This window comes from Chitinophagales bacterium (assembly GCA_041392475.1).
Classification (GTDB): domain Bacteria; phylum Bacteroidota; class Bacteroidia; order Chitinophagales; family UBA2359; genus JAUHXA01.
Window position 1 is genome coordinate 252,579 of the sequence record JAWKLZ010000003.1, and the last position, 26,328, is coordinate 278,906.

24 protein-coding genes, 1 tRNA gene and 1 pseudogene are annotated in these 26,328 nt (G+C 35.4%); 10 read left to right on the top strand and 16 right to left on the bottom strand.

All coding sequences use genetic code 11. From position 1 onward, the window contains the following. Nucleotides 1–34: 34 nt before the first annotated feature. Nucleotides 35–199 (top strand): hypothetical protein, encoded by a 165-nt coding sequence (locus tag R3E32_24000; protein MEZ4887815.1) that lies wholly within the window; start codon nt 35–37, stop codon nt 197–199. A gap of 173 nt (nt 200–372) precedes the next feature. Here the strand turns inward: R3E32_24000 and R3E32_24005 are convergent, their stop codons facing one another. Together R3E32_24005 and R3E32_24010 are read right to left on the bottom strand one after the other, a co-directional pair. Further along, nucleotides 373–654, bottom strand: a complete 282-nt coding sequence (locus tag R3E32_24005) for a hypothetical protein (protein MEZ4887816.1) — start codon at nt 652–654, stop codon at nt 373–375. A gap of 192 nt (nt 655–846) precedes the next feature. Continuing rightward, nucleotides 847–2,286 (bottom strand): ATP-binding protein, encoded by a 1,440-nt coding sequence (locus tag R3E32_24010; GenBank protein ID MEZ4887817.1) that lies wholly within the window; start codon nt 2,284–2,286, stop codon nt 847–849. A 222-nt stretch (nt 2,287–2,508) separates the two neighbouring features. On the opposite strand from R3E32_24010, the gene R3E32_24015 reads away from it, so the two are divergent. Continuing rightward, on the top strand, nt 2,509–3,828 hold the full coding sequence (locus R3E32_24015; GenBank protein MEZ4887818.1) for an ATP-binding protein: 1,320 nt from the start codon (nt 2,509–2,511) through the stop codon (nt 3,826–3,828). Between the two features lie 396 nt (nt 3,829–4,224). Next, nucleotides 4,225–6,222 (top strand): tetratricopeptide repeat protein, encoded by a 1,998-nt coding sequence (locus R3E32_24020; GenBank protein ID MEZ4887819.1) that lies wholly within the window; start codon nt 4,225–4,227, stop codon nt 6,220–6,222. 26 nt (nt 6,223–6,248) lie between these two features. Here R3E32_24020 and R3E32_24025 read toward each other — a convergent pair whose 3' ends face one another. From R3E32_24025 to R3E32_24065, 9 genes are all read right to left on the bottom strand, one after another. Beyond that, nucleotides 6,249–6,593 (bottom strand): hypothetical protein, encoded by a 345-nt coding sequence (locus R3E32_24025; GenBank protein ID MEZ4887820.1) that lies wholly within the window; start codon nt 6,591–6,593, stop codon nt 6,249–6,251. 74 nt (nt 6,594–6,667) lie between these two features. Next, nucleotides 6,668–7,006, bottom strand: a complete 339-nt coding sequence (locus R3E32_24030; protein ID MEZ4887821.1) for a DUF6122 family protein — start codon at nt 7,004–7,006, stop codon at nt 6,668–6,670. A 67-nt stretch (nt 7,007–7,073) separates the two neighbouring features. Further along, the gene (locus R3E32_24035; protein MEZ4887822.1) at nt 7,074–7,451 is read right to left on the bottom strand and encodes a DUF5367 family protein; all 378 of its coding nucleotides are present in this window, start codon (nt 7,449–7,451) and stop codon (nt 7,074–7,076) included. 100 nt (nt 7,452–7,551) lie between these two features. Continuing rightward, nucleotides 7,552–8,091, bottom strand: coding sequence for a TetR/AcrR family transcriptional regulator (locus tag R3E32_24040; GenBank protein ID MEZ4887823.1), 540 nt, complete (start codon nt 8,089–8,091; stop codon nt 7,552–7,554). A gap of 35 nt (nt 8,092–8,126) precedes the next feature. Further along, entirely contained in the window at nt 8,127–8,426 is a 300-nt protein-coding gene (locus tag R3E32_24045; GenBank protein ID MEZ4887824.1) for a transcriptional regulator, read from the bottom strand. Nucleotides 8,427–8,668: 242 nt separating this feature from the next. Then, on the bottom strand, nt 8,669–9,604 hold the full coding sequence (locus R3E32_24050; protein ID MEZ4887825.1) for an alpha/beta fold hydrolase: 936 nt from the start codon (nt 9,602–9,604) through the stop codon (nt 8,669–8,671). Nucleotides 9,605–9,650: 46 nt separating this feature from the next. Then, nucleotides 9,651–10,307, bottom strand: a complete 657-nt coding sequence (locus R3E32_24055) for a hypothetical protein (GenBank protein ID MEZ4887826.1) — start codon at nt 10,305–10,307, stop codon at nt 9,651–9,653. Between the two features lie 102 nt (nt 10,308–10,409). Continuing rightward, nucleotides 10,410–10,805: a hypothetical protein gene (locus tag R3E32_24060; protein ID MEZ4887827.1), complete on the bottom strand. Its 396-nt coding sequence runs from the start codon at nt 10,803–10,805 to the stop codon at nt 10,410–10,412. 177 nt (nt 10,806–10,982) lie between these two features. Next, nucleotides 10,983–11,513 carry a CIA30 family protein gene (locus tag R3E32_24065; GenBank protein MEZ4887828.1) on the bottom strand — a complete coding sequence of 177 codons (531 nt, stop codon included), beginning with the start codon at nt 11,511–11,513 and terminating at the stop codon, nt 10,983–10,985. Between the two features lie 246 nt (nt 11,514–11,759). On the opposite strand from R3E32_24065, the gene R3E32_24070 reads away from it, so the two are divergent. The 5 genes from R3E32_24070 (at nt 11,760) to R3E32_24090 (ending at nt 18,044) form a co-directional block, all read left to right on the top strand. Further along, nucleotides 11,760–11,833 (top strand) — tRNA-Ala (locus tag R3E32_24070). Nucleotides 11,834–12,058: 225 nt separating this feature from the next. Next, the gene (locus R3E32_24075; GenBank protein ID MEZ4887829.1) at nt 12,059–13,276 is read left to right on the top strand and encodes a site-specific integrase; all 1,218 of its coding nucleotides are present in this window, start codon (nt 12,059–12,061) and stop codon (nt 13,274–13,276) included. 257 nt (nt 13,277–13,533) lie between these two features. Further along, a complete protein-coding gene (locus R3E32_24080; protein ID MEZ4887830.1) occupies nt 13,534–14,562 on the top strand; it encodes a site-specific DNA-methyltransferase in 1,029 nt (342 codons plus the stop codon). After that, on the top strand, nt 14,555–16,636 hold the full coding sequence (locus R3E32_24085; GenBank protein ID MEZ4887831.1) for a DUF87 domain-containing protein: 2,082 nt from the start codon (nt 14,555–14,557) through the stop codon (nt 16,634–16,636). Before R3E32_24080 ends, R3E32_24085 begins: the two co-directional genes overlap by 8 nt. 7 nt (nt 16,637–16,643) lie before the next feature. Next, on the top strand, nt 16,644–18,044 hold the full coding sequence (locus R3E32_24090; protein MEZ4887832.1) for a hypothetical protein: 1,401 nt from the start codon (nt 16,644–16,646) through the stop codon (nt 18,042–18,044). Between the two features lie 372 nt (nt 18,045–18,416). On the opposite strand, the gene R3E32_24095 is transcribed toward R3E32_24090, so the two are convergent. Beyond that, nucleotides 18,417–18,716 (bottom strand): hypothetical protein, encoded by a 300-nt coding sequence (locus R3E32_24095; GenBank protein ID MEZ4887833.1) that lies wholly within the window; start codon nt 18,714–18,716, stop codon nt 18,417–18,419. A gap of 129 nt (nt 18,717–18,845) precedes the next feature. Continuing rightward, the gene (locus R3E32_24100; protein MEZ4887834.1) at nt 18,846–19,049 is read right to left on the bottom strand and encodes a hypothetical protein; all 204 of its coding nucleotides are present in this window, start codon (nt 19,047–19,049) and stop codon (nt 18,846–18,848) included. Between the two features lie 497 nt (nt 19,050–19,546). On the opposite strand from R3E32_24100, the pseudogene R3E32_24105 reads away from it, so the two are divergent. Continuing rightward, a pseudogene (locus R3E32_24105) lies at nt 19,547–20,155 on the top strand (DUF3871 family protein). Between the two features lie 195 nt (nt 20,156–20,350). On the opposite strand, the gene R3E32_24110 reads toward R3E32_24105, so the two are convergent. Next, the gene (locus R3E32_24110; GenBank protein MEZ4887835.1) at nt 20,351–21,850 is read right to left on the bottom strand and encodes an ISNCY family transposase; all 1,500 of its coding nucleotides are present in this window, start codon (nt 21,848–21,850) and stop codon (nt 20,351–20,353) included. A gap of 155 nt (nt 21,851–22,005) precedes the next feature. On the opposite strand from R3E32_24110, the gene R3E32_24115 reads away from it, so the two are divergent. After that, nucleotides 22,006–22,155 (top strand): DUF3871 family protein, encoded by a 150-nt coding sequence (locus tag R3E32_24115; GenBank protein ID MEZ4887836.1) that lies wholly within the window; start codon nt 22,006–22,008, stop codon nt 22,153–22,155. Between the two features lie 549 nt (nt 22,156–22,704). Here the strand turns inward: R3E32_24115 and R3E32_24120 are convergent. After that, nucleotides 22,705–24,645, bottom strand: a complete 1,941-nt coding sequence (locus R3E32_24120; GenBank protein ID MEZ4887837.1) for a bifunctional DNA primase/polymerase — start codon at nt 24,643–24,645, stop codon at nt 22,705–22,707. A gap of 144 nt (nt 24,646–24,789) precedes the next feature. Beyond that, complete coding sequence (locus R3E32_24125; GenBank protein MEZ4887838.1) at nt 24,790–26,226, bottom strand: hypothetical protein; 1,437 nt, start codon at nt 26,224–26,226, stop codon at nt 24,790–24,792. Nucleotides 26,227–26,328: the final 102 nt, after the last annotated feature.

Below are 26,328 nucleotides of genomic sequence, written 5' to 3' on the forward strand. Positions count from 1 at the left end.
GGAGGAAAGAGAAATCCAAGGAATTGATTGAAAAATGACTGACTACCATAAAATATACCTCCAACTAAAAGAAAAATACACCGATGAAGAAATTGCTGATTTTGCAATGATTCCAGCAGATTCAACTACCGAAGAAGCGCAAAAAGGCAAGGGAGTAATTTGTAGTATGGCGGCTGAAAAGACGGGAATTCCTATCTGAACAAGACAAATTGTTGGCTGCTTTGTTGGCTTTGAAATTATTTTATCATTGCTCTTATTTCTTGAATGTCCACGTACTCTAACTTTATAAACGTATCTTTCAAATGGGTGAAATCCTTATCAGTTGTGATTAAAGTTAGGTCAAAAGCACTTGCGGTAGCTGCAATCTATAATTTACAATTCAGCAAGCAATTCATCCAAGGTATATCCCCAATCTATTTCATCCGCCTTACTCCTAAATTCTTGGTAAGTAATTGGCTGGTAACTCTGTTCTTTTGCCAAATCTTCGAAACTCACATTTTTCCTAATTTGAACAACTCCATCCTCCAAACTTAGCTTTCGTTTTGGAGTATTCACTGCTTCTATATTCTTGTAAATAAGGTGCAATTTTTCCCAATCATTCATTTTTGTTACCAAATCAATGATATTTACTTTAAGGTCGTTTGTTGTTAGCATACTAAAAATGTTGTGTTTACAAATTCTATATTCTAAACCCAATTTGTTCTTATTTGGATTCCAATTGCATGAAATTTTTGAACAAGAACTGCTAGATAGGAAAGGAACTTACTCATTTGGCGTATCATACTGAACTCCAAAAAATAGTACAGAAAAGTTCTTTTGCATCTAAGAGTTCTTGTTCTCCAAACCTCACCCAAACAAATCATCCACCGTCAACACATTCTGAATCAGCCCCAAACTATGCTGATTGTGCTTCAATCCAAAAGTAGTAATCAATGTCCAGAAGAGTTGTTTGTTTGTTTTGGTGGACGCTTGGAAAACGCCCATTTTGTTTCGCAATGCAGCCGCATAGTCTTTGGTGAGGGTAAATTCAGTGTTGTAAAACTTGATTTCACAAAGGTTGATGACTTGGTCGTTTCGGTCAATCAAAAGGTCGATTTGTGTACCTTTTTCGCTTTTAGTTCCCTTTTTGTAGAAAGCAGAAGATTGGGAATAGACACCCGAAATGCCCAAGGCTTTTTTGATAGCCGCTAAGTTTTTGAGGCATAGATTCTCGAAAGCGTAGCCACTCCAAGTTTTGTAGGTCTGTGTTTGACTCAATCGTTGCCAAACACCTGTTTCTTCTTGCAGGTTGTCTTCCATAAATTGGAGGTAAAACAAAGAATATTCATCTGTCAAACGGTAGAGTTTTTCCTTTTTCTTTTTGCCGAAAGGATGGTAAAAAGAGATAAATCCAGAGTGGTACAATTCTTCCAGTACTTTGGTCAGCCCTCCACCATTCGAGAGTTTGCTGATATCGACAATTTGATTGCGGGTCAATCCTTGTCGTTTGGTCGCCAAAGCCCGAATGACCGCAATGTGTTTTTCGGCATTGGCAAACAAAGAGGGATACAAACGTGGAAATTCATTTCGGAGCAAGCCATCTTTGGAAAAGCAAATTTGCTCAATGTTTTGAATCGCACTTTTACCCACTTCAATTTCCTTCAAATAATGCGGAATTCCTCCAATTGCCATGTAGAGCTGAACGATTTGGTAGCGGTTGAAATTGTGGTGACGGCTTTGGAGGTAGGCTTCTGTGTCAGATAGGTTAAAAGGCTCTAAATAAATGCGTTGGGTGATACGGTTGTAGAGTCCTCCTGTGTTGTTGACCACTTTTTGTATCATCCAAGAAGCGGCCGAACCACATATTACAACTACAATATTTTGGCGTGATGCCCAACTGTTCCAAAAGAAACCCAAAGCTCGGAGGAAGCCTGATTTTGGAGTAGATAACCACGGTAGTTCATCAAAAAAAACAACTTGTTTTTCGGATTTGGTTTTTTGTTGGAGTTCGAGGTATTGAATCAGGAGGATAAAGGCTTCCATCCAATTTGCAGGTGTTTTGACAGGGAGCAAATTTTTGGAGGCTTTGGTGAGTTCAAATACAAAGTTGAGTAGCTGTTCTTCTTTTGGAGCTTTCAGTGCGCCTGTCACTTCAAAATCAATGTGACCTTCATAAACCGAACGAATCAAAAAGGTTTTACCTACCCGCCTTCTGCCTATTACGGCTATCATTTCAGGCTCATTGGAGGTTAAAGCTTTTTGCAGTTTTCGCTTTTCTTGTTCTCTACCGAATAGTGCTGTTTGCATATAATTGGTTTGATAGGTTGCTGAATCTATGTAAAAATAGGTAAATTTAGCAGCTTATCCAAAAAATAGGTCGCTGAATGTATGATTTTGGAGGTAGATTCAGCGACTTATTTTCGTTTATTGAAGCAAAATCCAGAATTACCCTTGTATTTCTAAAGGTTGAGTAGAGAATTACCCTTGTGTTTCTCAAACTTAATACGTATTTTTGTCAAAAAGCAAAATATGCAGCGAAATATTACCTCCAAATTGCTAGCTTGGAAAAACCAGTACAATCGAAAACCCTTGATTGTAAGAGGTGCTCGACAAGTTGGAAAATCTTGGTCCATTAGTGCCTTTGGCAAGGAATTTTTTGAAGGACAAGTCCATATTATCAATTTGGAGAAAAGAGTGGATTGGCATTCTATTTTTGAGAAGAATTTAGATGTGGTCAGAATTTTGGGTGAATTGGAAATTGCGCTCAATACTCGTATTGAAGTGGGCAGAGATTTGCTCTTTTTGGACGAAATCCAAGCCTGTCCAAAAGCCATTAGTGCTTTGCGTTATTTTTATGAGCAAATTCCAGACTTGCATATTATTGCAGCAGGTTCGCTTTTGGAGTTTGCATTGGAGGACATTCCTTTTCCTGTGGGTAGGGCTCAGATGATGAACATGTACCCGATGAGTTTTGCGGAATTTTTGAAGGCAACGGGCAAAGAACGCCTTGCAGAGATTGTAGAAAACCCACCTGTGGAGCAAGCCGAATTTGCCCACAATTTGCTGCAAAAAGAATTGAAGCAGTATTTTTTCATTGGAGGAATGCCCGAATGTGTGCAAACTTTTGTCCATACTGGAAAAATGGCAGATGTTCAACAGGTTCAGACAGATTTGATTGAGACTTATCGACAAGATTTTTCTAAATATGCTCCTTTTTCAGACAAGCGTTGTTTGAATGATGTGCTGTTTTCGGTGGCGGGAAATGTGGGGCAACAAATCAAATATACTCGTTTATCGGAGAGTTTTTCAGGCACAACGAATAAAAAGGCATTTGACTTATTGACAACTGCCCGAGTGATTCACAAGGTTCGAGCTACTTCACCTGCGGGTTTGCCATTGGCGGCAAATGTTTCGGAGAAAAAGTTCAAAGCTATTTTGTTGGATATTGGCTTGCTTGCTCGTTTGAGTGGGCTATCGCTTGCGGTTGAGTATCGCAAGAATCAATTGTTGACGATGTTCAAAGGTGCGCTTGCAGAGCAGTTTGTAGGACAAGAATTGTTGGCGAATGGACAGGAGGGGTTGTTTTATTGGGCGAGAGATGCCAAAAGCAGCAATGCAGAAATTGATTATTTGATGGCGAAGGAGGGAAAGATTGTTCCTATTGAAGTGAAAAACAGTGCGGTAGGTCGCTTGCGAAGTCTCCATTTATTGTTGAAAGAATATCCCAATTGTGAAGAGGGAATTATTTTTTCGGATGCTCGTTTTGGAGAGATACGGGAGCAGAGGTTGAAGTTTTTGCCTTTGTATTTTGTGGGAGCGAGCGGTGGGGAGGGTTTGAACAAGAACTGAAAGATGAAAAGGAACTTACTCGCTTGACGCATCAACGGTGGATCCAAAATACATTGCAGAAAAGTTCTTTTACATCTAAGAGTTCCCCGATTCGACCATTGGGGCAGGCTATGTTCTCGAACATTCACCCAAACAAATCATCCACCCCCAACACATTCTGAATCAGGCCCAAACTATGCTGATTGTGCTTCAATCCAAAAGTGGTAATCAATGCCCAAAAGAGTTGTTTCTTGGTTTTGGAGCTTTCTTGGAAGATACCAATTTAGTTTTGCATTGGCAATGCAATCGCATAGTCTTTGGTGAGCGAAAACCAATAGATTATTTTATCGTAGAAGAAACCATAAAAACAATTGCATACACACTATAATTAAGACCATCAACCCATTTTTGTAATATATGAGTAACTCAATCCATGATTCTAAAAAATCCACTTCTTCAATACTCCAAGAAAAGAAAAATCATCTCCTTCAATTATTGAATGTCGTTCAATCCGAAATTTCGAGTGACCCTCAGACAGCTTATGTGTCTATTCAACAGGCGTTTAGTTTAGCAAAAGAATTGAAGGATCAAGAAAGCTTAGCGACTTTATACAGACAACGAGCCAAATATTTTCAATTGATTGGCAATTACGTCAATACTGCAAAAGACTTAGAGAAGGCAAAATCGATTTATGAGCAACTCAACAATCAGGAGGGAATTGTGGATTCAGTGAATAGTTTTGCTGTTTTAGAGTATTTCAAAGGCAACTTTCAAGAAGCACTGAGTTTTATTGAGGATGCGCTTAGGTTGAGCAAAAAAATCCATCATGAACAAGGTATTGGGAACAGTTTCAATTTATTAGGTTCAATACTCAAGGAGCAGGGTAAATATGATGAGGCGTTGAAGTATTTTTTTGAAGGTTTGGAGATAGTTGAAAAATTTGAAACCCCTGAACTTGCTGGACATTTTTACAACAACATCGGCATTATTTATTCCATCCAGGGAAACCGCCAAAAAGCGCTGCATTTTTTGCACAAGGGCTTGGAAAAACGAAAAGAATATGGCAGCAAATTGCACATAGCAGGAAGCCTTACCAATATTGGATCTGTCTATGCACATTTGAAGGATTATAATCGAGCTTTGCAGTATTTTCAGCAAGTATTGGACATCTACCAAAGCCTTGTTCCCGAATCCGAACAGGAAGCTCTTGGGCTTACCAATATGTCAATGATATACAGTAAAACAAATGAATTTGAAAAAGCACTGGAATACAGTCATAAAGCATTGGTGATTCGGCAAAAATTGGGTGTCAAAACAAATGAGATATTCACCCTCAATAACCTTGCTATCCTGTATATTGATATGGGGCGGTATGAAGAAGCATTGAAGTATGTAATTGAATCCGAGAAATTTGCGATTGAAAAAGAATTGAATTCTTCATTGGTGATGATTTACCAAATATTTACACAATGTTATGAAGGTTTGAAAGAATTTGAAAAAGCGGTCATATACTACAAGAAACTATTGGAGGTGAAAGACCAACAATACAATGAAGACAAGGCAAACTCTATCGCAAAGCTACAAGTGACTTATGAAACGGCTCAAAAAGAGAAGGAAATCGAACTGCAAAAGTTGGCTTTGGAGAAAAAAGAATTGGCTTTGGAGCGTAAACGAGATGTTGAAAAAATGAATGTTCAACTGGAAAAAATGGTGGAACAACGCACCCAAGAACTGAGTATTCAAAACAAGCAGTTGAAGCAATACGCCTATATCGTTGCCCATGACCTCAAAGAACCTTTGTGCAATCTCAGTGGAGTAGCCAGACTACTGAATGAAAGCTATCGCCATCAATTAGAGCCTGTTGCACAGAATTTTTTGGCGCACATTGAACAAAGCACTACGTATATGAATAGACTTTTGGAAGATTTGTTGGTCTATGCAATGCTCAACAAAGAAGTATTGTTATCTATAGAAGTGACTTCAATGAACGAGGCAATGCAAGAGGTAGAGGAGATTTTGAGTGAAAAAATAAAAATGAGCGAGGCTAAAATTATTTTGGGTAATATGCCACAAAAATTGAAAATAGCCAAGCGGCATTTGGTTTTGTTACTTCAAAACATCTTGAGTAATGCCCTGCAATTCAATCGAAAAAACGTGGCAACGCTTATACGAATCACCAAAACTATTGGAAACCACTACTACCGTTTTGAAATCAAAGACAATGGAATCGGTATAGAACCCGAAAATCAACAAAAAATTTTCAATATTTTCCACCGACTTGACAAAGAAAACTATGAAGGCACAGGAATTGGATTGGCAATTTGCGAAAAAATCGTCCAATTGTATGGTGGTGAAATTGGTGTAAAAAGCACTATCAATCAGGGGAGCACATTCTATTTTACTTTGCCTCGGTGATTTGTTGATTGAAGCCAGATTTTAGGCTAATTTTTTGCTCTAACACTTCCCATAAATACCTCTTTCATATCCCCCTTTGCTTCAAAACTCGCCACAAGAAGGTAAGGAGCAAGAAACATCATTCCTGCGAATGTTCCTATCAGTCCCAATATGAGTCCTTTGGGGGAGAAATGATGCCTCCATGCCAGCCATACTCCCGAGAGTACGAGATAGCTCGTAAAATCTAAATTGAACTGTCCTGACCAATTCATTGCTGCTATGTTGTCAAGAAAAACGGAGAATAAATCTATGCCGTGGTGAATACCTACATAAATGGTATATACTCCGATGCTTAGAAAAAAAATAACCAAAAGTAATCGAAATGTTGACATAGTTCTTGCCCAAAAGGAATTTGAAAATATCTTATTTTGGTAAAATTACTGTGATAAAGCACACAAAATTAACTTTAATCCTCCATCCAAAGACAGTCCTGAAAATCCGTGAACATGTGGAAAAGCAACCCAATTGCAATTATTCTCAATTTGGGAAAAAATGCCATAACACAATAACCTGCAATTGCAGCGTAGGAATGTAAAAAATGAAATCCGATACTGCATCTTCTAGGGTCAAAAATTGGATCGGCTGCCAGATGATCTAAATCTACCAACATGGTTAAAATCATTATCCACCATGCTTTTTTCCATTCTTCCCTAAAAAATATCCATGCAATAAGACCTGGAAAAAGAAAATGTAGGCTGTAATGGACAATTGGTTGTAAGATTTGAAGTAGTTCTATTGTTGTCATTATTTCTATTTGATAATAAGCAGTATGTCTTTAATCTTTCGTCCAAAGTCTAAATAGTTTCATAGTTCTATTTTTTCGATAAAAAATGAGCCAACAGCAATCCGATACCTACGCCCCACAATATCCAAGTAGCACCGTAGAGTCTGATTTCGAGCGTTTCACCATACAGTTCTCCAAACCAAGCCAAGGCGATTGCATCTAAGAAAGTAGCACTATAGGTCATGATTGCTGCGGGAACCAACAGCTCAGATGATTTGATTTTGGCGACCTTCATGGTGATGAAAATAAATAGGCAGGTAATTGGGAAAGCCAAAACAAACATTCCTATCAAGTAGGGATTGTTGGCTGAAAAGACAGTTGCTCCCAACAATCGAATGGTCATGGCGGCTGCAAACCAAAAAATCGCTCCAAGTACAACGAACAGTGGTGTCTGAGAATTTTTCATTTTTGTGATTTTATTTTAAACCTAAATTTTTCAAGCAAAAGCAAAATTGGTCAAATCACCTTGTTTATTTTAGACGTTGCCGTACATTCGAGAGGAAAGCTTACCTTTTAATACTGCCAACCATTTGTTTGATTTCTTTGAAATAGTTGGATAACCAACCGTAATTGAAGTTTTCTTCGGTCAATTGTAGGTAGAAATTTTCTGTAGTAAAATCCAAAACCGTGCTTGCCAAACCATTTTTGCCTTGTAGCCCAATATCTCTCGCCCATACCCCCAAAAATGCGCTTCCCACTTGTTGGTTTGCCTTTTCCAAACACTCTTTGAAGATTTCAACCGATCTATTGACCCTCAATTGACGGCTAAAAAACAAGTCTTGCTTGAAGTCCAAAAGCACTTGAATCAGTTCTGGATCCACATTTTTGCACAAAGCTTCCCTTTCTGCCATGATTTTGGTTCTTTGAAGGTGATGGGCCAAAAGCAATTCTGTAAACACTTCAAGGTCTGCGAAATGGTGGTAAAAAGAAGATTTGCTTTTTTGTACTTTTCGGGCAATGACTTCTACCTTCAAACCTTTAGGCCCTTCTTTCGAAAATATACCATAGCCTGCCTCAATCCAAGGTTCTTTGATTTTGTTGGTCATGTGGCGTTTTTTTTGAACGGAATACATTTTACCCATTATCCCTTCACTTCCAACAACTTCTTCAACGCAAGGATATACTCTCCAAAAGCTATTCTTCCATGTTCTGTTGCCTTGTAGGAAGTGTTTGGGCGTTTTCCCACAAACTTCTTCTGCACCACAATGAACTGTTTGTTTTCGAGAGAAGCCGTGTGGCTTGCCAAATTGCCGTCAGTTACGCCCAATCTTTCCTTTAAAGCATTGAAATCCATCCATTCATGTACCAATAACAATGACATGATAGCGATTCTTACTCGACTGTCAAAAGCCTTGTCCATTTGATCAATAATATCTTTCATATACAAAGATGAGTTTAAAAAGAAAATACTTTGAAATGTAAAGTTAAACTAAAATTGTGAAAATTCCTAATTTTTATTCCCCTCCGAAGATGTTAAAAATAGGAGCTACATGAGTTTACTTCAATCGTATCAAGAAACCAATAAACAGACACTAAATAAAGAATTAAAATGAAAAAACCACCTCTAAATCAGATTGTTGGAAGTTTCAATTTTTTGCCATTACTAATCAGCTAATTACCGTCCTATGTCATTTGTATGAACTGTTGTATCAATGCCACCAAAGTCTGGGGTGCATCCTCTTGGCAGAAATGTCCTACATTGTCCAAAGTGACGATGGGACCATTTGGAAACAAACGCTTGAAATCGTCCATCACTACTGCAGGAGGCATGGCTTTGTCTTCCAATCCTTCGGCAAGCATTGCAGGAATCGCCCTTACTTTGGAGAGGTTGCCCGTTTTGATACCTGCAACGGCGTAATCTTTGATACGATTCAAGGCAGCATCTAAAGGAAATTCAATGGCGGCAATCGTTTCTTCGGGCGTTGCGAAGGGTAGAGAATAGGCTCGAATCCAATCAGGTGTGACGGCTGCGGAATTGGTAAAATTGAGTTTCTTCATGTTGCTCAAAACATGGTTGCCCAAATGTTTCATGATTTCGTAGTACGTGCCATCATTGTATGTTTTCAGAACCCATTGAAACCACTGTGAATCCTGCAATTTGGAAATCTGTTTTTCAGGCTTTGGTATATCTCTCACTGCAGTCCCGTAGCCAAACATCGTATTCATCAAACACAGTCTTTTGACCCGTTCGGGATGTCGAATCGTGCAAGCTCCTGCAATCGGACCACCCCAATCTTGGCAGACGATGGTGATGTTTTGGAGATCCAAATGGTCTATCAAAGCAGCTAAATTTTCGACATGGGTTTGGAAGTTGTATTTGCCATCAGTAGGGGTTTCGCTTTTGCCATAGCCCATATAGTCTGGCGCAATGACTCTGTGGGTTTTGGAAAGAGGAGGAATGAAATTTCGGTAGATATAACTCCAAGTAGGTTGTCCGTGAAGGCACAAAATGGGTTCGCCTTCGCCCTCGTCAACGTAGTGCATCTTGAAGCCCAAACCTTCAAAGAAGTGGGGAGCGAAGGGGAAAGTACCGTTGAATGTTTCGTTTGCAGGAATCATTGTGTAGGATATTTTGATGACGGGTGATTATAAAATTCGCTGATAATCAATTGGTTGATTTAAATTGAAAACTGTTTTTTATCTCTTCAAAGATTGGCTGCATTGCTTCAAAGTTTTTAGCCTCTTCTTTGAAGGTAAGGATATAGGTTTCTGAATTGTGCTGGAAAATATAGGTTGCTGCTTTTATTCGATTTACAAACTCATCTTCTTTGAGATAGGTATAGGTGAAAACTTTGCCGATTTCGTCACCTACTTTTGTATCCTCTATTGGACTGACATTCATTTCATCAAAATTTCGCTGCAATCCTTCCATGTATTCTTTGGCATTTTCGCTCAAATCCATCGGCTGTACCTCCATTTTTTTGGACTCTTCGTTGTAGGCCATTCGAGCTTTTCGCATATTCAATAGTATGGTTGCCTGATAGTCAATGGTATCAGTTTTTTCAGGAGCTTTTGCGTCCAACGCACCTGACTTGTTGTGTGCTTTCACCGTCCATCCTATAGGAATGTAGAGGGTGTAGGGTTTGACTTTGGAGTGAAATGCTTGGTAAGTAGCTTTTGCAGTTTGAATAGGCGTTGACTTCGTATCGGTCGGAGTATTGGCAGAGTTTTCTTTTGCAGGCGAATTGTTGGTCGAATCATTTGCACAAGCACTCATTGTCAAAATAATACAAGCTAAAAAGATGTGTTTAATTGTGTTCATCTGTTTGAATATTTGGTTTCAAAATTAGGTTTTGAAGGTGGGAATTCAAAAGATTTTGTAGCTCATTTCTTCATAATCTTAATTTTATGCAACTGACTCTCCTTATTTAGAGGCTACTTTTAGTTCGATACTTATTAGACTCATGACAACTGCAAGTTCGAGCAAAAAATAAGTGAGGCCTAAATTGGTTAAATTTTGATAATGGTAAAATACCAAGCCAATTGAAAAACAGCAATATATGAGATTTGCAATAGCAATAGCTTTTAAGTAAGGTCTCCAATTTTCTGTATTTCGCACATAACAGCTAAAGTCATAAGCTGCAAAAACACATGCGATAAGGCATAGACGATACAGTGCTTTTGGAGACATTCCAAAGTAATTTTCAAATCTTACCAAAACCACTCCCAATAACAAAGCGGATAACAATGCTCCAAAACCGTCTATTAAGAACATTCTCCTTGGATTCAAGGTCATTTTATTTGCGATTTGCTGAAACATTAGGGGTGTTTTTTATTGTTTTATCCAGTGGGTTTTCTACCAAATTTCAGTAATTTTTAACCATTTCAATATTATTGATATAGAAAAATCAAGTCTTTTTGGGATTTAAATAATTGGTTTGTAAAATTTTGTGAAATTATTTTCTTCAAATCAGCGTTTTTCAATACGCCATCGTCCTTACTTCAATTCAATTTTGTCAATTTCCAATTTGAAGTCTTCTGCCTTTTTATTTCCAATCAAAAAACCAATCTCTTCCATAGATTCTGCCGAAAAGTTGGGCATATCCAATTTTCTCCCCCTAAAAGTAGGCTGCAAATCCTTCAATAAAATTTCGATGACCTGCCACTCTCCAGAAGTTTCAAAACTGGTGACATAGGACTGATAGTCATTGGATTGAGTTTTTACCCTAAATTGATATTCTTTACCATCTCCTTTTAGGTGAAGACAAACTTTGCTGTAAGTTGCTATTTCTGCAGTATTGAAATTGTATCGAAGAGAAGAAAATCCTCCATTGTTTTCCAGCGAAACAGCTCCCTCAAAGACACCATTTCCTTCTGAATTTAAGTAAAATTCACCTGAAGATCGCCCTCCCATCACCACATCATCTACAACCTTCCAGTTGTTCAAGGAGCTATTTTTGTGGAAGTCAAAAAGGGTGAAAGAATGTACAATGGTCAGTATAACAATAAGTGATAACAACTGGGTCATAATATTTTTTGTTTGTGTTTGGAATAATATGCATCTTAGGTGAACAAACTCCAACAATCAATGCAAAAAATGACATTCTGTTCACCATTCGTCTATTTTTTATACTACAAAAGACCATCTTCAAAACGGAAGCAACTTGCCTCAAGGAATTCTATTTGAATGATAGGAACTTTATTTTACTTGTTTGGGTTTACTCTTGCAGAATCTAAAAATTATTTCCTAAATTTACGCCACCAAAAAAATGCTGGGGGATTAGCTCAGTTGGCTAGAGCGTTTGACTGGCAGTCAAAAGGTCAGCGGTTCGACTCCGCTATTCTCCACAAGATTTATGACGCTATTCTTTTAAGTAAGGGTAGCGTTTTTCTTTTATATAGCTGTATGACAATTGTTTAGAGGCTTTGAAGTACAGTTTCTATTTTGCTTATGATAAGTTTTAAAGAAAGTATAGTAGAGAGAATTCAAGGCTAAATCAAGCAAATGTTTGTACCATGTTTGTACCAAAGTATTAACCTAAACATTTAGCTGTAAACTTATTACAACAGTTTATGGCAACTTTAAAAGTGGTATTAGATACCAGAAAAACCAAGAAAGATGGCAAGTATTTGGTTAAAATCAGAGTAACCCATCACCGAAAGTCTTGGTATTACCCTATTGACATCTATATTTTGGAGAAATATTGGGATGCTTCTAAAGAGCGTGTAAAGCGACAATATCCCAATGCAAAACTCCTAAATCTCAAGATTAGAGACACTTACACCCAAGTAGAAACACAACTATTAGAATTGGAGAGAAGTAATCCTAACTACACCCTGAACGACATCAAGAACCTATTCACCGAACAAGAACCTGAAATACCTACTACCGTATTCTCCTTCGCTGACGACATCATCCAACAGATGAAACAAGCCAAACGAATAGGCAATGCTCAGTCTTACACAAATGGTATTGTCAAACTAAAGGAATATGTAGGTGGTAAAGAAGCGTTTTCGTTTGAAGAAATAGACTATAATTTTCTGTGTGAATGGGAAGCAAACCTATTAGGCGGAGGTTTAAAAGTCAATTCTGTAGCAGCTTACTTCAAAGCCATTAGAGCCATCTACAATCGAGCCATCAAAGCAGGGATAGTAGATAGAAATTTGTATCCATTTGACGAGTATAGAATCAGAACGGAGAAAACTGTTAATAGGGCTTTGAGCAAAGAGCAAATTCAGTTAATTGAAGGGTTGGACTTAGCTCCCGATACGGCTATCAGTAGAGCCAGAGATTACTTTATGTTGTCCTTCTACCTCATAGGCATCAATTTTAGAGACTTGGCTTTCCTAACCATAGAGAACCTCCACAAGGATAGAATTATCTACAAACGAGCTAAAACAGGCAAGATATACAGTGTAAAGCTCCTCCCCCAAGCAAAACTATTATTCGACAAATACCATGAAGTCAATTCCTCCTTTCTACTACCTATCATATCGAGTAAATACAGTGGAGATTTGGAAAAGCAAGTGAAGGTAGCCAAAGAAGCGGTGAAGAATGTCAATAGCAGACACCTGAGAAAAATTGCAGTAATGCTTGATTTCAAAGAACAACTAACCACCTATTACGCACGATACTCATGGGCAAACATTGCCAAGAAATTGGGCTACTCCAAAGATTTGATAGCAGAAGCTTTAGGGCATGAATACGGCAATAAGGTGACAGGTATTTATTTGGACAATTACGATAAGGAGTTGATTGATGAAGCGAATGAAAAAGTGACAGTAGATTAGAATATTGTAGAATCATATTTGAATCCCAAATTTTTGCGAGTACTTAATAGGAGTTGTGGAGGTATGGGATTTTACTCGTTCAAGATAAGCACGTTAAAATTGTTGATTTTTATAAATTAATTTAACTTTTATGCAACTATGTTTACGTTAAGTGTTACGTATTTTATACCTTTGCTTCTCCATTTAATTATAATATAGTTAACTGAAAGTGTTGAATTTAAAAATAATTAGGCTTAATATTTTACTCATATAAATAAATGCAAGAAACCTATTACAAAACAGATAAAGGAGAACTCCTTTTAGGTGATTCTATTGAGCTTTTAGGTGGTAAGCTTAATCGTTATTATAAAGAAAAATTTCAACTGATTATTACTTCTCCTCCATTCCCGTTGAATGCCAAAAAGAAATATGGAAACTTACAAGGAGATGAGTATAGAGACTGGTTTGCCAGTTTAGCTCCGTTGTTTGAATCATTACTTACTGATGATGGTTCAATAATAATAGAAATAGGGAATTCTTGGGAAGCAAACCGCCCTGTTCAATCGCTTTTACATTTGGAATCATTATTAGCATTTGTCAAGAAGTCCAACTTACGTTTAATACAAGAATTTGTATGTTATAACCCATCACGTTTGCCTTCTCCTGCAATATGGGTAACAAGAAAAAGAATAAGAACTGTTGATAGCTATACACATATTTGGTGGATAGCTAAAAATGATAATCCTAAAGCTGATAACAGAAAAATTCTTCGACCTTATAGTAAAGGCATGCAAAAATTACTTGAAAGGCAAAATTATAATAAAGGAGCAAGACCATCTGGACATAACATTAGTAAAACAGGATTTCTAAAAGATAATGGAGGAAGTATAACTCATAATCTAATTGAATTTGAACCTATTGAAGAAAATAGAGAAAATCGACTACCTTATAACATTACTGATTTTGTTAGTAATCAAGAGAAAAAGAATTTACCACATAATGCTATAAGCCTTTCAAATACAAGTTCAAATGACTATTTTACTAAAGTTTGTAGAGAAAGAGGAATAAAACGTCACCCTGCAACAATGCATCCTGGCTTAATTGCTTTTTTCATAAATTTTTTAACAGATGAAAAAGACTTAATACTAGACCCTTTTGCAGGAAGTAATACAACAGGTTACGTTGCAGAAAAATTGAATAGGCGATGGAAAGCTATTGAGATTATGGAGAGTTATGCAAAACAATCAGTGATACGATTTGAAGAACCAGAACTAAATTCTAACATAAAATTAAAGCCTAATGAGTAGCATCAAGAGTAAGATTAAAGATAAAGTATCAATAGATATATTAGCACAAGGAAGAATACAGGAAAATTTTGTGGGAAGACCATTTTATATTGACTATAAGCAAGTTAAACTAATGACATGTGATGCGTGGAAATATTCAGTGAAAGGTATTCCTCAAGGAGCTTTTTTATTAGCTTTTTATGATGGTGAATCAAATGTTGAGGAAGCCCTTCTATTGAGAGCATTGAATCCAAGCATACTACCAACGGACAATGATAATATACGTTCTATGGTTGCGTATTATAAAGATAATATGAACATAGCTGGTAGAGCAGGTGTTAATGGAAGCAAAGGGAATTTAGATGATTTTACAAGATATGAGTTTAGTTTTTCAGGGTTAGAATGTAGAATACTTGGAGTTTTCTATAAAGTTCCTATAAAAGATGAAGATGACAAAATCATAGGTTATAAAACAGAATTTGGGGCAGATGTAGAGAATTTTTATTCTGCGAATAATTATAAGGTTTATAAAGGGACTGATGAGGTATTGAAGGCAATTGTGAACCAAAGGGATAAAGAAAATGCTATTATAGGTAGTAATAGTGAGTTTAAAATAGGCAAAGTTAGGTATAGTTCAAGTAGAAGATTTCAGAACTTGACCTCCGATGTTGCAGTATATGTTAGCCCCAATGATTTTCTTGGTAAACGCACAGCACTTTTTGGAATGACAAGAACTGGAAAGTCAAATACTATAAAAAAAATAATTGAAGCAACCGTTGAAATATCTACTTCCGCAACAAAGAACTTACCAGATGAAACAACTCCAAATGAAGGGTTATTTAAAGTAGAGAATAATTTGGCGATGTTTGATGATGAAGGTACTCCAAAATATCCCGTAGGGCAAATTATTTTTGATGTTAATGGTGAATATGCAAATGCAAATATGCAAGACGATGGAACAGCCATCTTTGAACTCTATAAAGATGATGTAATACGATATAGTGTAATACAAAAAACGGGTTTCAAAGTTATGAAAACGAATTTTTATAACGATATTTTAGCAGGCGTTGAATTTATAAAAACAGAGTTACAAAATGATGGTGCAGGATTTGTAAAGGACTTTTTAAGTGTGGATTTTACATCTTTATCAACTTATTCAAGTCAATCTGAAAAAATAAGACATGAACGAAAAATAGCTGCATATCTATGTTGTTTAAAAAAAGCAAATTTTAAAGTCCCTTCTAAATTTAAAGTCAAGTTTACTGGACATAAAGAGCTCAATCTATTGGTGAATAAGGAAAAAGCTATTGACCCCTCCAAAGGAATTAGTTTAGACGAGGCAATTAGCTGGTTTTTAGCTATTTGGGAAAATTATTCTACTCACAAATTCTTTAGTGATTATAAAAGTAAAAAACTTAAAGAATGGGCTGACAATGACTTAAAAGCATTATTAGTTTTATTAAGTCAAAAAAGAAAATCAGGTGGAGCAAGAGATAACAACGGTTATCTTCGATTTAGACCTCTTGTAGATTATCATACAGATACTTTAGAAGATAAATCTTTTGAAGAAAATATAGTAGATAATTTAAGAGATGGGAAAATAATAATTATAGATTTATCTCAAGGACCTTCTAATACTCAGAGTGTCTATTCAGAAAAAATAAGTCAGAAAATTTTTGAAGACTCTATGAAGAGATTTATAAAGACACAACCAAATAATTTCATTCAATTTTATTTTGAAGAAGCACATAACTTATTTCCTAAAAAAGATGATAAAGATTTAAGTCAAATTTACAATAGAATTGCAAAAGAGGGAGCAAAACTGAACTTAGGAATGACTTATGCTACTCAAGAACCAAGTTCAATTAGTAGTAATATTCTTAAAAACACTCAAAACTGGTTTATTGCACATTTAAATAATGAAGATGAATTAAAAGAGATTAGAAAATACTATGATTTCAGCGATTTCACTGATTCTCTGGTGCGTTTTAGTGCTACCAATGATAAGGGTTTTGTAAAAATGAAAACCTATACGAATCCGTTTGTCGTGCCTGTACAGATAGATAGATTTTTAGCAAATAAGGAAAGTAAATAATTAAATAATGTCTTATACAAGTAGAAGCAATCGTCCAAATGAATATGCTCATAAGTCAAATCATTCTCAAGTAATTAATGACAAGGATGTTAAGGCTTTTTTAAAGTCATGTGAATTACCAAAAGAAAATGAAAATATAGATTTAGTAAATGACGGAGTTATCATAAAACAAGAAGAATTGGAAAATAACCCTATTAGTATAATAATAACAGTAGATGGAGGTTATACCGATGTTGAAGTTAAAAAATCTTTTCCCTCATCACGTATTGCATTTTATCAATTTGGAGCATTTTGGTTAGATTTAGATGATTGGAAAAAATTGGGAGCGGAAAAACCGTTTATTGCACCTGAAGACATTGCGAAATATAATGATTTAGAAAGAATAAAACTGGTGCTTCCCTCTAAGCATATTACTTATAGTAAATCGAAGAACTTTGTTGATTCTGTTAGAAAAACCTTATATGACTTTTTTATGCAAAAGGACGATGCAGGAGCTATGTTGATAGAAACACTTTCATGGTTAATTTTTGAAGAGTATGATACAAAATCTTCTGCTGAAATTTATGAATTAAAAAATCCTTATGAAGGAGAGATTAAATCTTTAAATCTTAATAAAACAGATATGAATATTGATTTTACCTTTGATTTTAAGGATGGTAAAGTTTATCTCACTGATATATTCAGAATTCATGAAATAATTGATGAAGAGTTGGGAGCTGGTGGAGCGTTAGGATATATTACTTCAATTGTGGAACAATTAATCATTATACACTATATACGATATATACTTAAAATACAACCTACACTCCTAAGTAAAATACTTTTTATTAGAGATGGAAGTTTAGCATTTTTTGGGCAAACTGCTCGTTTACATCGTCCTATGAGGAAATTAATTAATTTTCTAAATGCAAACTATGATATTTTTTTAGTAGGATTGGAAAAGAGTGGAAATTTTGTTGACCATGCTCATGAAATAACAAGTAATATTCTAATTCCTTCTGGTAAGACAGGTTTAGCTCTTGAGAAACCAATAACAGGAAGTAAACTTAAATCTGGGCATACACTTTTAGCTTCTAATAGTTATATTTACAAGTATATTATACCTGGGGATTCATCAAAAACGTTATATGGAGGAACTTCTTATTATAGTGGAAAGATAATCCATAAGTCAAAAAGTGGAAATGTATATGTAGCGAGCTTGCCTATTCTCAATAAGGAGGATATAGTAAATCCTCATAAAAACCATTATTTAAAACTTGACACTATACTTGATACGTTGGATAGTATTAAGTGTGATATGTATGATAATTCACTTATTCCAGTAGCGTTAGTAAATAGGATGGTTTCTCTTGCCAATAAACCCAGTAAAGTTCTACTTGAAAAATTTGCACAGGCTAATTTGAAGTAATTTTTTAATCGGTATAGTTTTTTACCTCCACTCGAAGAACAAAAAATCATCGTTGAAAAAGTAGAGGCTCTTTTAGGAAAATGTGATGCTTTGGCGGAGGAAATTGAAGGAAGTCGGGTTCATGCAGAACAGTTGATGCAGGCGGTTTTGAAGGAGGTGTTTGAGGGGTAGAGATGGCGTTAGTTGTTAGGCTTCCTTTGGAAAGCCCTACAAGAATGATGTGGAAGTTTTAGAAAGAAGTTTGTGGCTGTTTTGGTTTTGGTGGGTGGTTTTGTAAGCTTTTGGTTCAATTATTGTCACGAATCAAAGCAGTATTTTGACCAGACTAAGCCACTTAGGGAATAAGTGAGTGTAGTGATTATAAGATTTACATTACATGCAACATAGTTCACAGCGTTCAACTTCTTTCCAATCACGACCTAAGACATCTACCCAGTGTTGTTTAAGGATTTTTTCACTTACAGCTGCAATCTTCTTGTGAGTCATGTGACTTGCTTCACCATTAGGGTATTTACTCATACCTCCACAGTGTCTTTTAGTTGCATGACCTCTGTGCAATGTAACAGATGAACCTTTATCATTCAATGTGTACCATGTTCTCTTCAATGTATCATCAAGATATTCATTGTACTGTTCATCAGTTGTAAATTCAATTAGCCATTTAGTTACCATCGTTCAATTAATTTAAGAGTTAAATAATAAGGTGATTCACCCTTGTTGTCAATGTCATAAAGAACTTTTTTCATGACGAATGTTTATTTATTGGTGATAAAATGTGAGTTTAGTATATTGATTTAGAGATTATTCTAGCTTCACATCAATAAACTCTAACAATACTTCATTTTTAGTGGTTAAATCATTACTACTTGAAACAGCTTTGTTTACAGGCTGATAACGTTTAGCTAAGAAGGCACTACCATCATTATGTACTATTCGATATAGGTAATTTGGATTACCATTAATTTTACTAATCGTTACATCTGAATCTTTGAGAATTCTATTCATGATACAAGAAGTTTAAGTTTAGTTAAAATGAGTTTGTGATAGTGATTTACTGATTACCCTATAAGTTCAACTTTTACAGAAATTAATTGATTTTTAGGATTTTTTTGTACGTCTGCATCACTCCTGTAATCTGAACCTACTCTAATCTTGGACTATATAGCAAATACTAATAAGTAAAAGGTCATTACAAATATTTTTTCATAACGATAGTCATAGTTACTTCACTCATTATTATTAATATTTAATTGATGAAAAAATAATTATTCTGGCTGATAACCGCCCATTCTCCTCTGTATTTTGAGCTATAATAGGTTTTGACTTCCGATATAAAGCTTGGCAAGGAAATGTTTGATAGTGCGACTACCTACATTTAGACCCAAAATCTCTCAAAGCAATTGCTCCCTTATCAGGCTTCCCTTTCAATGCCCAGCAGCAAAGATATTTATATTATCGGTTCTTTTGATTAGATTTAGGTAAGGAATCCTGTCAGCGTTTCTCACCCAATTAAAGGGCAAATACCAGACGCTAAAGGAAAACCTGCCAAAGAGTTGGAAGAATGGGAAAAGACGCTGTATTACGAGCGTATGGCGTTTATGGTGGAATTTCCACAGATGCGAGAAGTCGTAAATGGTCAAAATCTAACATTGACTATTGGAGGTGTAAAAGCCTACAATCAAGACAATCTATATAGCACCAAAGGCAGTTACGAACACTTCAAGATTTTCATTGGCTACAAGAATACGGTATGTACCAACTTGTCCATTTCCACAGATGGCTTCAAAGGAGATTTGAAAGTACGCAGCATCGAACAACTGTATCAACAGATATTGGACTTATTCAAAAGCTTTAATGCCATGCAGCAATTGGTTCATTTCTTTGATTGGTGTGACCTCTCTATCACCGAAAAGCAGTTTGCACAATTGGTAGGACGAGCAAGGTTATACAACCTATTACCCCACAAGGAGAAAAGCAATCTGCCTGTACTACTGATGAATGACTCCCAAGTGACTACGATAGCGAGGCAGTATTACAACGATGATAATTTCAGCAGACGAGAGAATGGCAGTATTCATTTGTGGAATCTCTACAATCTATTTAGTGCCTGAACGAAAACAGGCTTTTTTATTAAAAACAGATTAAAAAAAAACATCTATGAGAATGTTTTTTTGAGTTTTGAGGCAATTTCTTTCTAAATTACTGATATACATTGCATTGCGCTCATTTCGGAGCAGACAATCCCCTATGAAATACGTTAAAATCTTATTTATCAACAATTTATAAAGAAAAGCCTATTTTGAAACTCAAGAGGCTTTTTTGAGCTTTCGTTTTTTCGCTTTTTGCAGTTTCTTGGCTTTCGCTTTTTGCTGCTCCATGCACAATCTGCCCAATCGCTTTAAATTGTAAGCCAATACTCCCCATGCCACATATTTCTTGAAGCCATCCAAGCCCTTATCCGCTACTTTATCCAAACCACCCTGTTCCAATTCATTAATATTTGATTCTACTGCACTATGTTTACGCTTATAAGTTTTGTAGTTATCTGCCTGGTACGCCTCTTTCTCAGCAATAGTTGGTTTTCCTTTTTTAGGCATCACAACTATATCGAATATTTTTTCCATCGCTTCCTTATTTGATTTCAGCCAGAAACCTTTATCAAAACTAATACTATACAATTTGCACTTTTCTTTGAAGCGTTCCTGTAATTCCTTCCCTAATGGAATCACTAAATCCTTATCTTGTTCTTTTACAGCTACTTTGTGATAAACAATAAAGTGAAATTGGTCAGTTACAATCAACACATTATGCCCCAATTCTACATTTGGGTGCACCTTGCCCTTCTTCAACCACTCCGTTTCAGGTTCAAAAATGGAAAATACCTTTTCCGAATGAGGAATTTGTTCGCCTTGTAGAATACGTCTATCCACCAAATCGATATGTTTTTTTAACATATCTCGATAATATTTCAAGCTTTCTAACTTTGTTGCTAAGTGAGGTTTTGAATCAATTATTTCACTCAAAGCTTCTACTAAATCATTCACTTTCTTTAATAAAGGATAGGTTGCTGCCAAATACTCCTCTGTCGAATCTTGAAGGCGTTTTATATAATTATTACCTTTTCGTTTATGTATTCTTGCTGTAAGCGTATATAATCTTTTTATTTTTTTACGTATTGATTTATAATTACGTAATCCTGATATGTCTACTACGCTTTTTAACAGCTTTATAAAACCAATACATTTATGTACACAATCCCACAATAAACGGATATCGGTTGGAAAATGAATATGACGTTCTACTACAAACGAATCTGCTTTGAGATTCAACTCTAAAATTTTACCTTCCTTTTTTTTTAATTGATGACCTTCATTAACTATTATTTTATTGATTTCATTAAGGTTATCTTCAGTAAGTAAACCAACATTATCTTTAATTGTTTGCAAACAATAATGTTTTACATTCGGTAGATAACCTCTCGTTGCTACACCTAATATCCCTCGAAGTGAATGGTGATTATTCGATAAATCATGTAGATTATCATAATCTATATTTAAATTTAGACGGCAACAACCCAAAACAAATAATTCCCATAAACTCATTCCCAAACGACCCGTCGCTTTTTTTTCTGACAAAATAGCCTCAGATAAAACTTTCAGAACGGCTGTTCGAAGTGCTTCATTCGTGAAAATATGCTGTAATCCTGCTAATAGTTGAGGTAGCTCATGACGGCTTCGCATATCTATTTCTACCTCTCCAATAGGAATCGAATCCAATTGTAATTGTGCTTCAAATTCTTTACGCATCAGATAGTAATACTTTTTTACACGAATCTCATAGACAGACAAATCATCATTTGATTCGTAATTAACATTATACAAATATTGCAATTGCTAAGATAATAATTTCTACTATAAAATTCAAGCAAAAAAAGCTCTTTATTTTAATCAATATCAAATATTTGTGCCTTATCGTTCAAGCACTATTTACAGGAGCGAATAAGAGCAGCTACATTGATACCTTTTTGGATAGAGGAGTGAATGCTATGAGTTTCATTAGGAATTTGGCTACCAATCTCAAAGAAGAATCTGACTTTTGGTTTTTGAGTTGAAGCACAAAGAACAACAGTAAGTTACAAATGAGGTGTACACCTTGATTACTGTTTATTGTATGTGAAAGGCAGGTTGAGTGAGGAAGTTTATCTGATTCCCATTAGGGAAAAAGGATTGATAAATGGATTTATTCACCTGCTCTTACTCTAAAACCCCCTTTTAGCCTGTTTTTGACCTTCAATTGTTTGCCGCTCCTTATATAAATATAACGCTTTTTGTCCTTGGAGGTCTTTATTTTACTGAATAAAAGCCTCATTTTTAGTGCATTAAAACTCAATTATTCTCTCTTACAAGGTCTATTTCGACCTTCAAAGGTCATTTTATGCACAAATCAACACATAATTGAACACAAAAAGGTTTTATGCTGTATTTTTAGGCATTGTTTTTTGAGACGGTTTTTCCTTTTCCTCAACAGTCGGCTATTTTTCGGGGAAGAAATATAAAACCACTGAAAAGACGTAGCAAAATTTTAAGAGCCTGTACCTCCTTATAGTTGTCTCAAAAGTTTGGGATGATTGTGGAGGAGGTAGGGTTTTGATTTGTACAACCTATAAATTATAACGATAAGTTAGCCCAATTATCTTAGTTTCATCTTCTACCACAGTCGATATAACGGACATTAGTTTGGCTGTATCAACTTTTCTTGGTTTTGATTTAGGAAAAGAGTTAACAAAAGAGTACTCACCATTAGATTTATGTTTTGATGGGGGTAAGACGACATGGGTTCTCCAAAGTAACTCAATTTTTTCAAATAGGTGATTAACTGAACCTGCAGGCTCATATGTCATCACAGCTTGATTTTCATCTAAATTAGTTGGCTTAGGTGATTCAATAATTATATGGAAACCCTTTTTACTGCCAGTTAAAGTTACCCATTCATAATTTTTAGGTAATGATAGTTTTTTTAGTAGGAATTTAATAAATCCTCTATTTGTGCAGCCATCAATGTCTATAATTGTTAAACTATTAAACCCAGATACAGTTCCCACTCCAACACTTTTAGTCCAATTGTAAGAAATTAATTCTAATATTGTTTGTTTTTGGTTATGTAAATGTATGTATTTATGTGCAGGATGCTTCAGTTTACTTTGTGTATGTTTGTTATACTCATTTTCTTCTTCATGGATACAAGTAACATTTAAGCCTAAATCATAATATTTTTTTGCGTATGTATACAATTTAAAGCCACCTCCTGTTTTAGGTTGCAAGAAGCTTAAACTATCATGCTCTTCATGAACAATAGAGGAATCTTCTTTTACAATACTTGCGTCAAATAAAATATCATTATATGTTATATTTTTTTCATACATTTCGATTGCTAAATCCCTCGTATCATCAAAACCTTCATCAAGTCTTTTATTGATAGAAGTTTCTTCATTAAATCTGTTAGATAAATTACTCCTAAGGTAGCTTTGTCGAAATCGATTATAAGCCATCTTATAAGCTTCATTTTTTGTCCACATATCTACCCTATACCTAAACTCTGTTTCTGAAAAATCTACTTCTTTAACTTTTTTTATTACCTTTTTAATGAAGCGATAAGACTGATTGGGGTACTTAACCACTTGTTCTTCTGCAAACCGAATAACTATCCATGAATGATTAATAAAAAAATCATTGCGAGAATCATCGGAACCAATACAGTGAATTGGCGAGCCGTCAGAAGTTAAGTAGGGTTCATCAATCTCTATATCAATTAGAAGCTCATTTTTTTTATCATAATAAACAATATCAGGCATATAAAAATCCTCTATCTCTTCGTACTCAATTATTGCTAAATTTTGGTAAAACTTTTTTGATTTACCTTTAAGGAATTGAAAAATTTTTCTTTCAGATGCCCCCTCTAAGTATTTATTTTCTGCATTAGATGGCTTCGTAGCCTCTTCAAAAAAATCATTTAGTAGTTTTTTCCTATACTTATATAAATACTCATGAGAGTATAAATATTTTTTATGTTCTTCAAACTTTGATACTTTACTCAAGAAGTCATTGTATTCATTTTTTTGATAGGACTCCATTCTATTTTGGTAATCTAATTTATAGTTAGCTAAGTCATATTCATATTTTTTTAACTTGTTTTTATAAATCCTTTTGTTTTCTTCATATTTTTTTAACTTTCTATAGTGCGTTTCTTTTTCTGTATCTCTATATTTAAAATGACCATAAATTAAAAATACACCTAAAAAAGGTCCAGCAAAAAACAATATATTAAAGGGAAAGAATTCTGCAATAGTATCTATGGTATGGTTTCTATTAAACTCAGATAGGGACTTTAAAAAATAATATACCAATACATAGAATCCAATAATTGAGAGCCCACAGCCAAGCGAGTTCATTGGTTCATCTGGTTTAGTAGGTTCTTTTGGTTCTTGAGGTTTATGTAAAGTAGGTTCTTTTGGTTCTTGCGGGCGAGAAGGTAAAGGAGGCTTAGCGTCTGCTATATATTTCAAGCCTTCTGGAAATATCACTAATGGGTAGGTATGTTCCATCAAATAAATATTTTTTGCTGTTATTTACGTTACAAACAAAGATAACTATAAATCTCAATACTTATACTGATTATTAGACTTTGGACAAAAGAATTCCATTCAACCGTTGGCTGAGAGAGTGACATAGTGATATTTTCTTATATTTTATCTGATTTGTTCAATGTTTTGCTTGCAATTTTGCTCATTTTTGAGTTTTCGTCTTGGCTTGTGCTTTGTTTTCTTTGGTAAAACAGTATTTTTTTTACGCCCTTGTCCATTTTTAGACTCTTGAGGCTTGAAGGGGCGAGTATCAAAAGTAGAAAAAAGTCTTTTTGCCCCTTTTCGGGTCATCGCAACAGACTTTCTTTCACACGTCTGCTGTGCCCTTTTTACTTTTGGCAGATACTTTTCCCATGGATTAACACAAACTTCAGTGTTTGTGGAGGCAAAGTACAAAAGCCAATAAGTAAGTTGTACTGTCCATATCCAAGCATCCAAAGACTCAACGTTGGATGTTTGGTATTTATCGGCTAATAACTGCTGTTTGCTAAATCGATTATGTGCCTCAATGTCATAGCGATGTCTATAATCGGTTTGAATTTCACGTGTGGTATGTGTGCTACGATTTTTGCCCCATACACCAACAAACATATCCCTATTGAACAAACAAGCCCCTGTTTGTTTGTCTATGAAACGAATGCAGACTAAATCAAATGGTTTATCCTCCATTTTATAGTCATTTTTACCACGTAAAAGCACATCATTCCAACGATAAATATGAACAATGATTTTGCGTCCTTTTGCCAAAGTGGTTTCGTATTCTACTTCATCATCCATGGGCAAATCAAAAATGGGACGTTGGGCTTTACAAAAATATTTCTTTGTCTTAGGGTGCTTAAACATACGCTCCCGCTCGGTTTGCAAATAATAAGGGTCATCTTCGTACGCTTTGTCTCGTCCTCCGTTTTTTTGTTCGCCAATGTAAGGCTTGTAAACTTTTATTCCGTATCGCAATCTACTGATTAAAAGTAGGTTATCGAATTTTTCAATAAGTGGACTGATAAATTCAGGAACGCTGTAACCTGTATCGGAAGTATTGACAACTTTTTCACTTTCAGCAAAGGGTAGATTTTCATCTTCCAATAAATTGCATAGTTGTTGAACCACAACTGATATTTTATCTTCCTGAACATCTACCCGAAGATTATCAAGTGGAATACTCCAAGCAGAAGGGTGGTTAGCATCATACAGATGCAGATTGAGACACGAAATATAGTACCCAATGTCTATGGGTTTGTTTCCGTAAATACGGCTATTAGGTATATTGACGAACCCACGATTTTCTAATGTTGCAGACTCAGGTTTTCGTATCGTTGTAAAATCAGTAGAGAGTTTATACTCTGATTGCAGAGACTTTTTTTTGAAAAATATTTGCTGCAATTCTGATTTTAGCTGTAAATTGTCCTCTGCATTGAGTTCTTCGCCAAATGATGCCATTACTTTTCCCAGTATCGAGTAATGATATTGAAAAAATGGACTCAAACTCAGATGTGTCGGTTTGGGGGCAGTTCTCTCACTACCCAATGCCATGAATATATTCACTAAAGCCTTGGCACGCTTTATGTTTGAATTTAAAATATCATGGCAAAACTGTTCTGCTATAGGTATGTTTTTCACACAATATACTATGCAATAGTTTTGCCT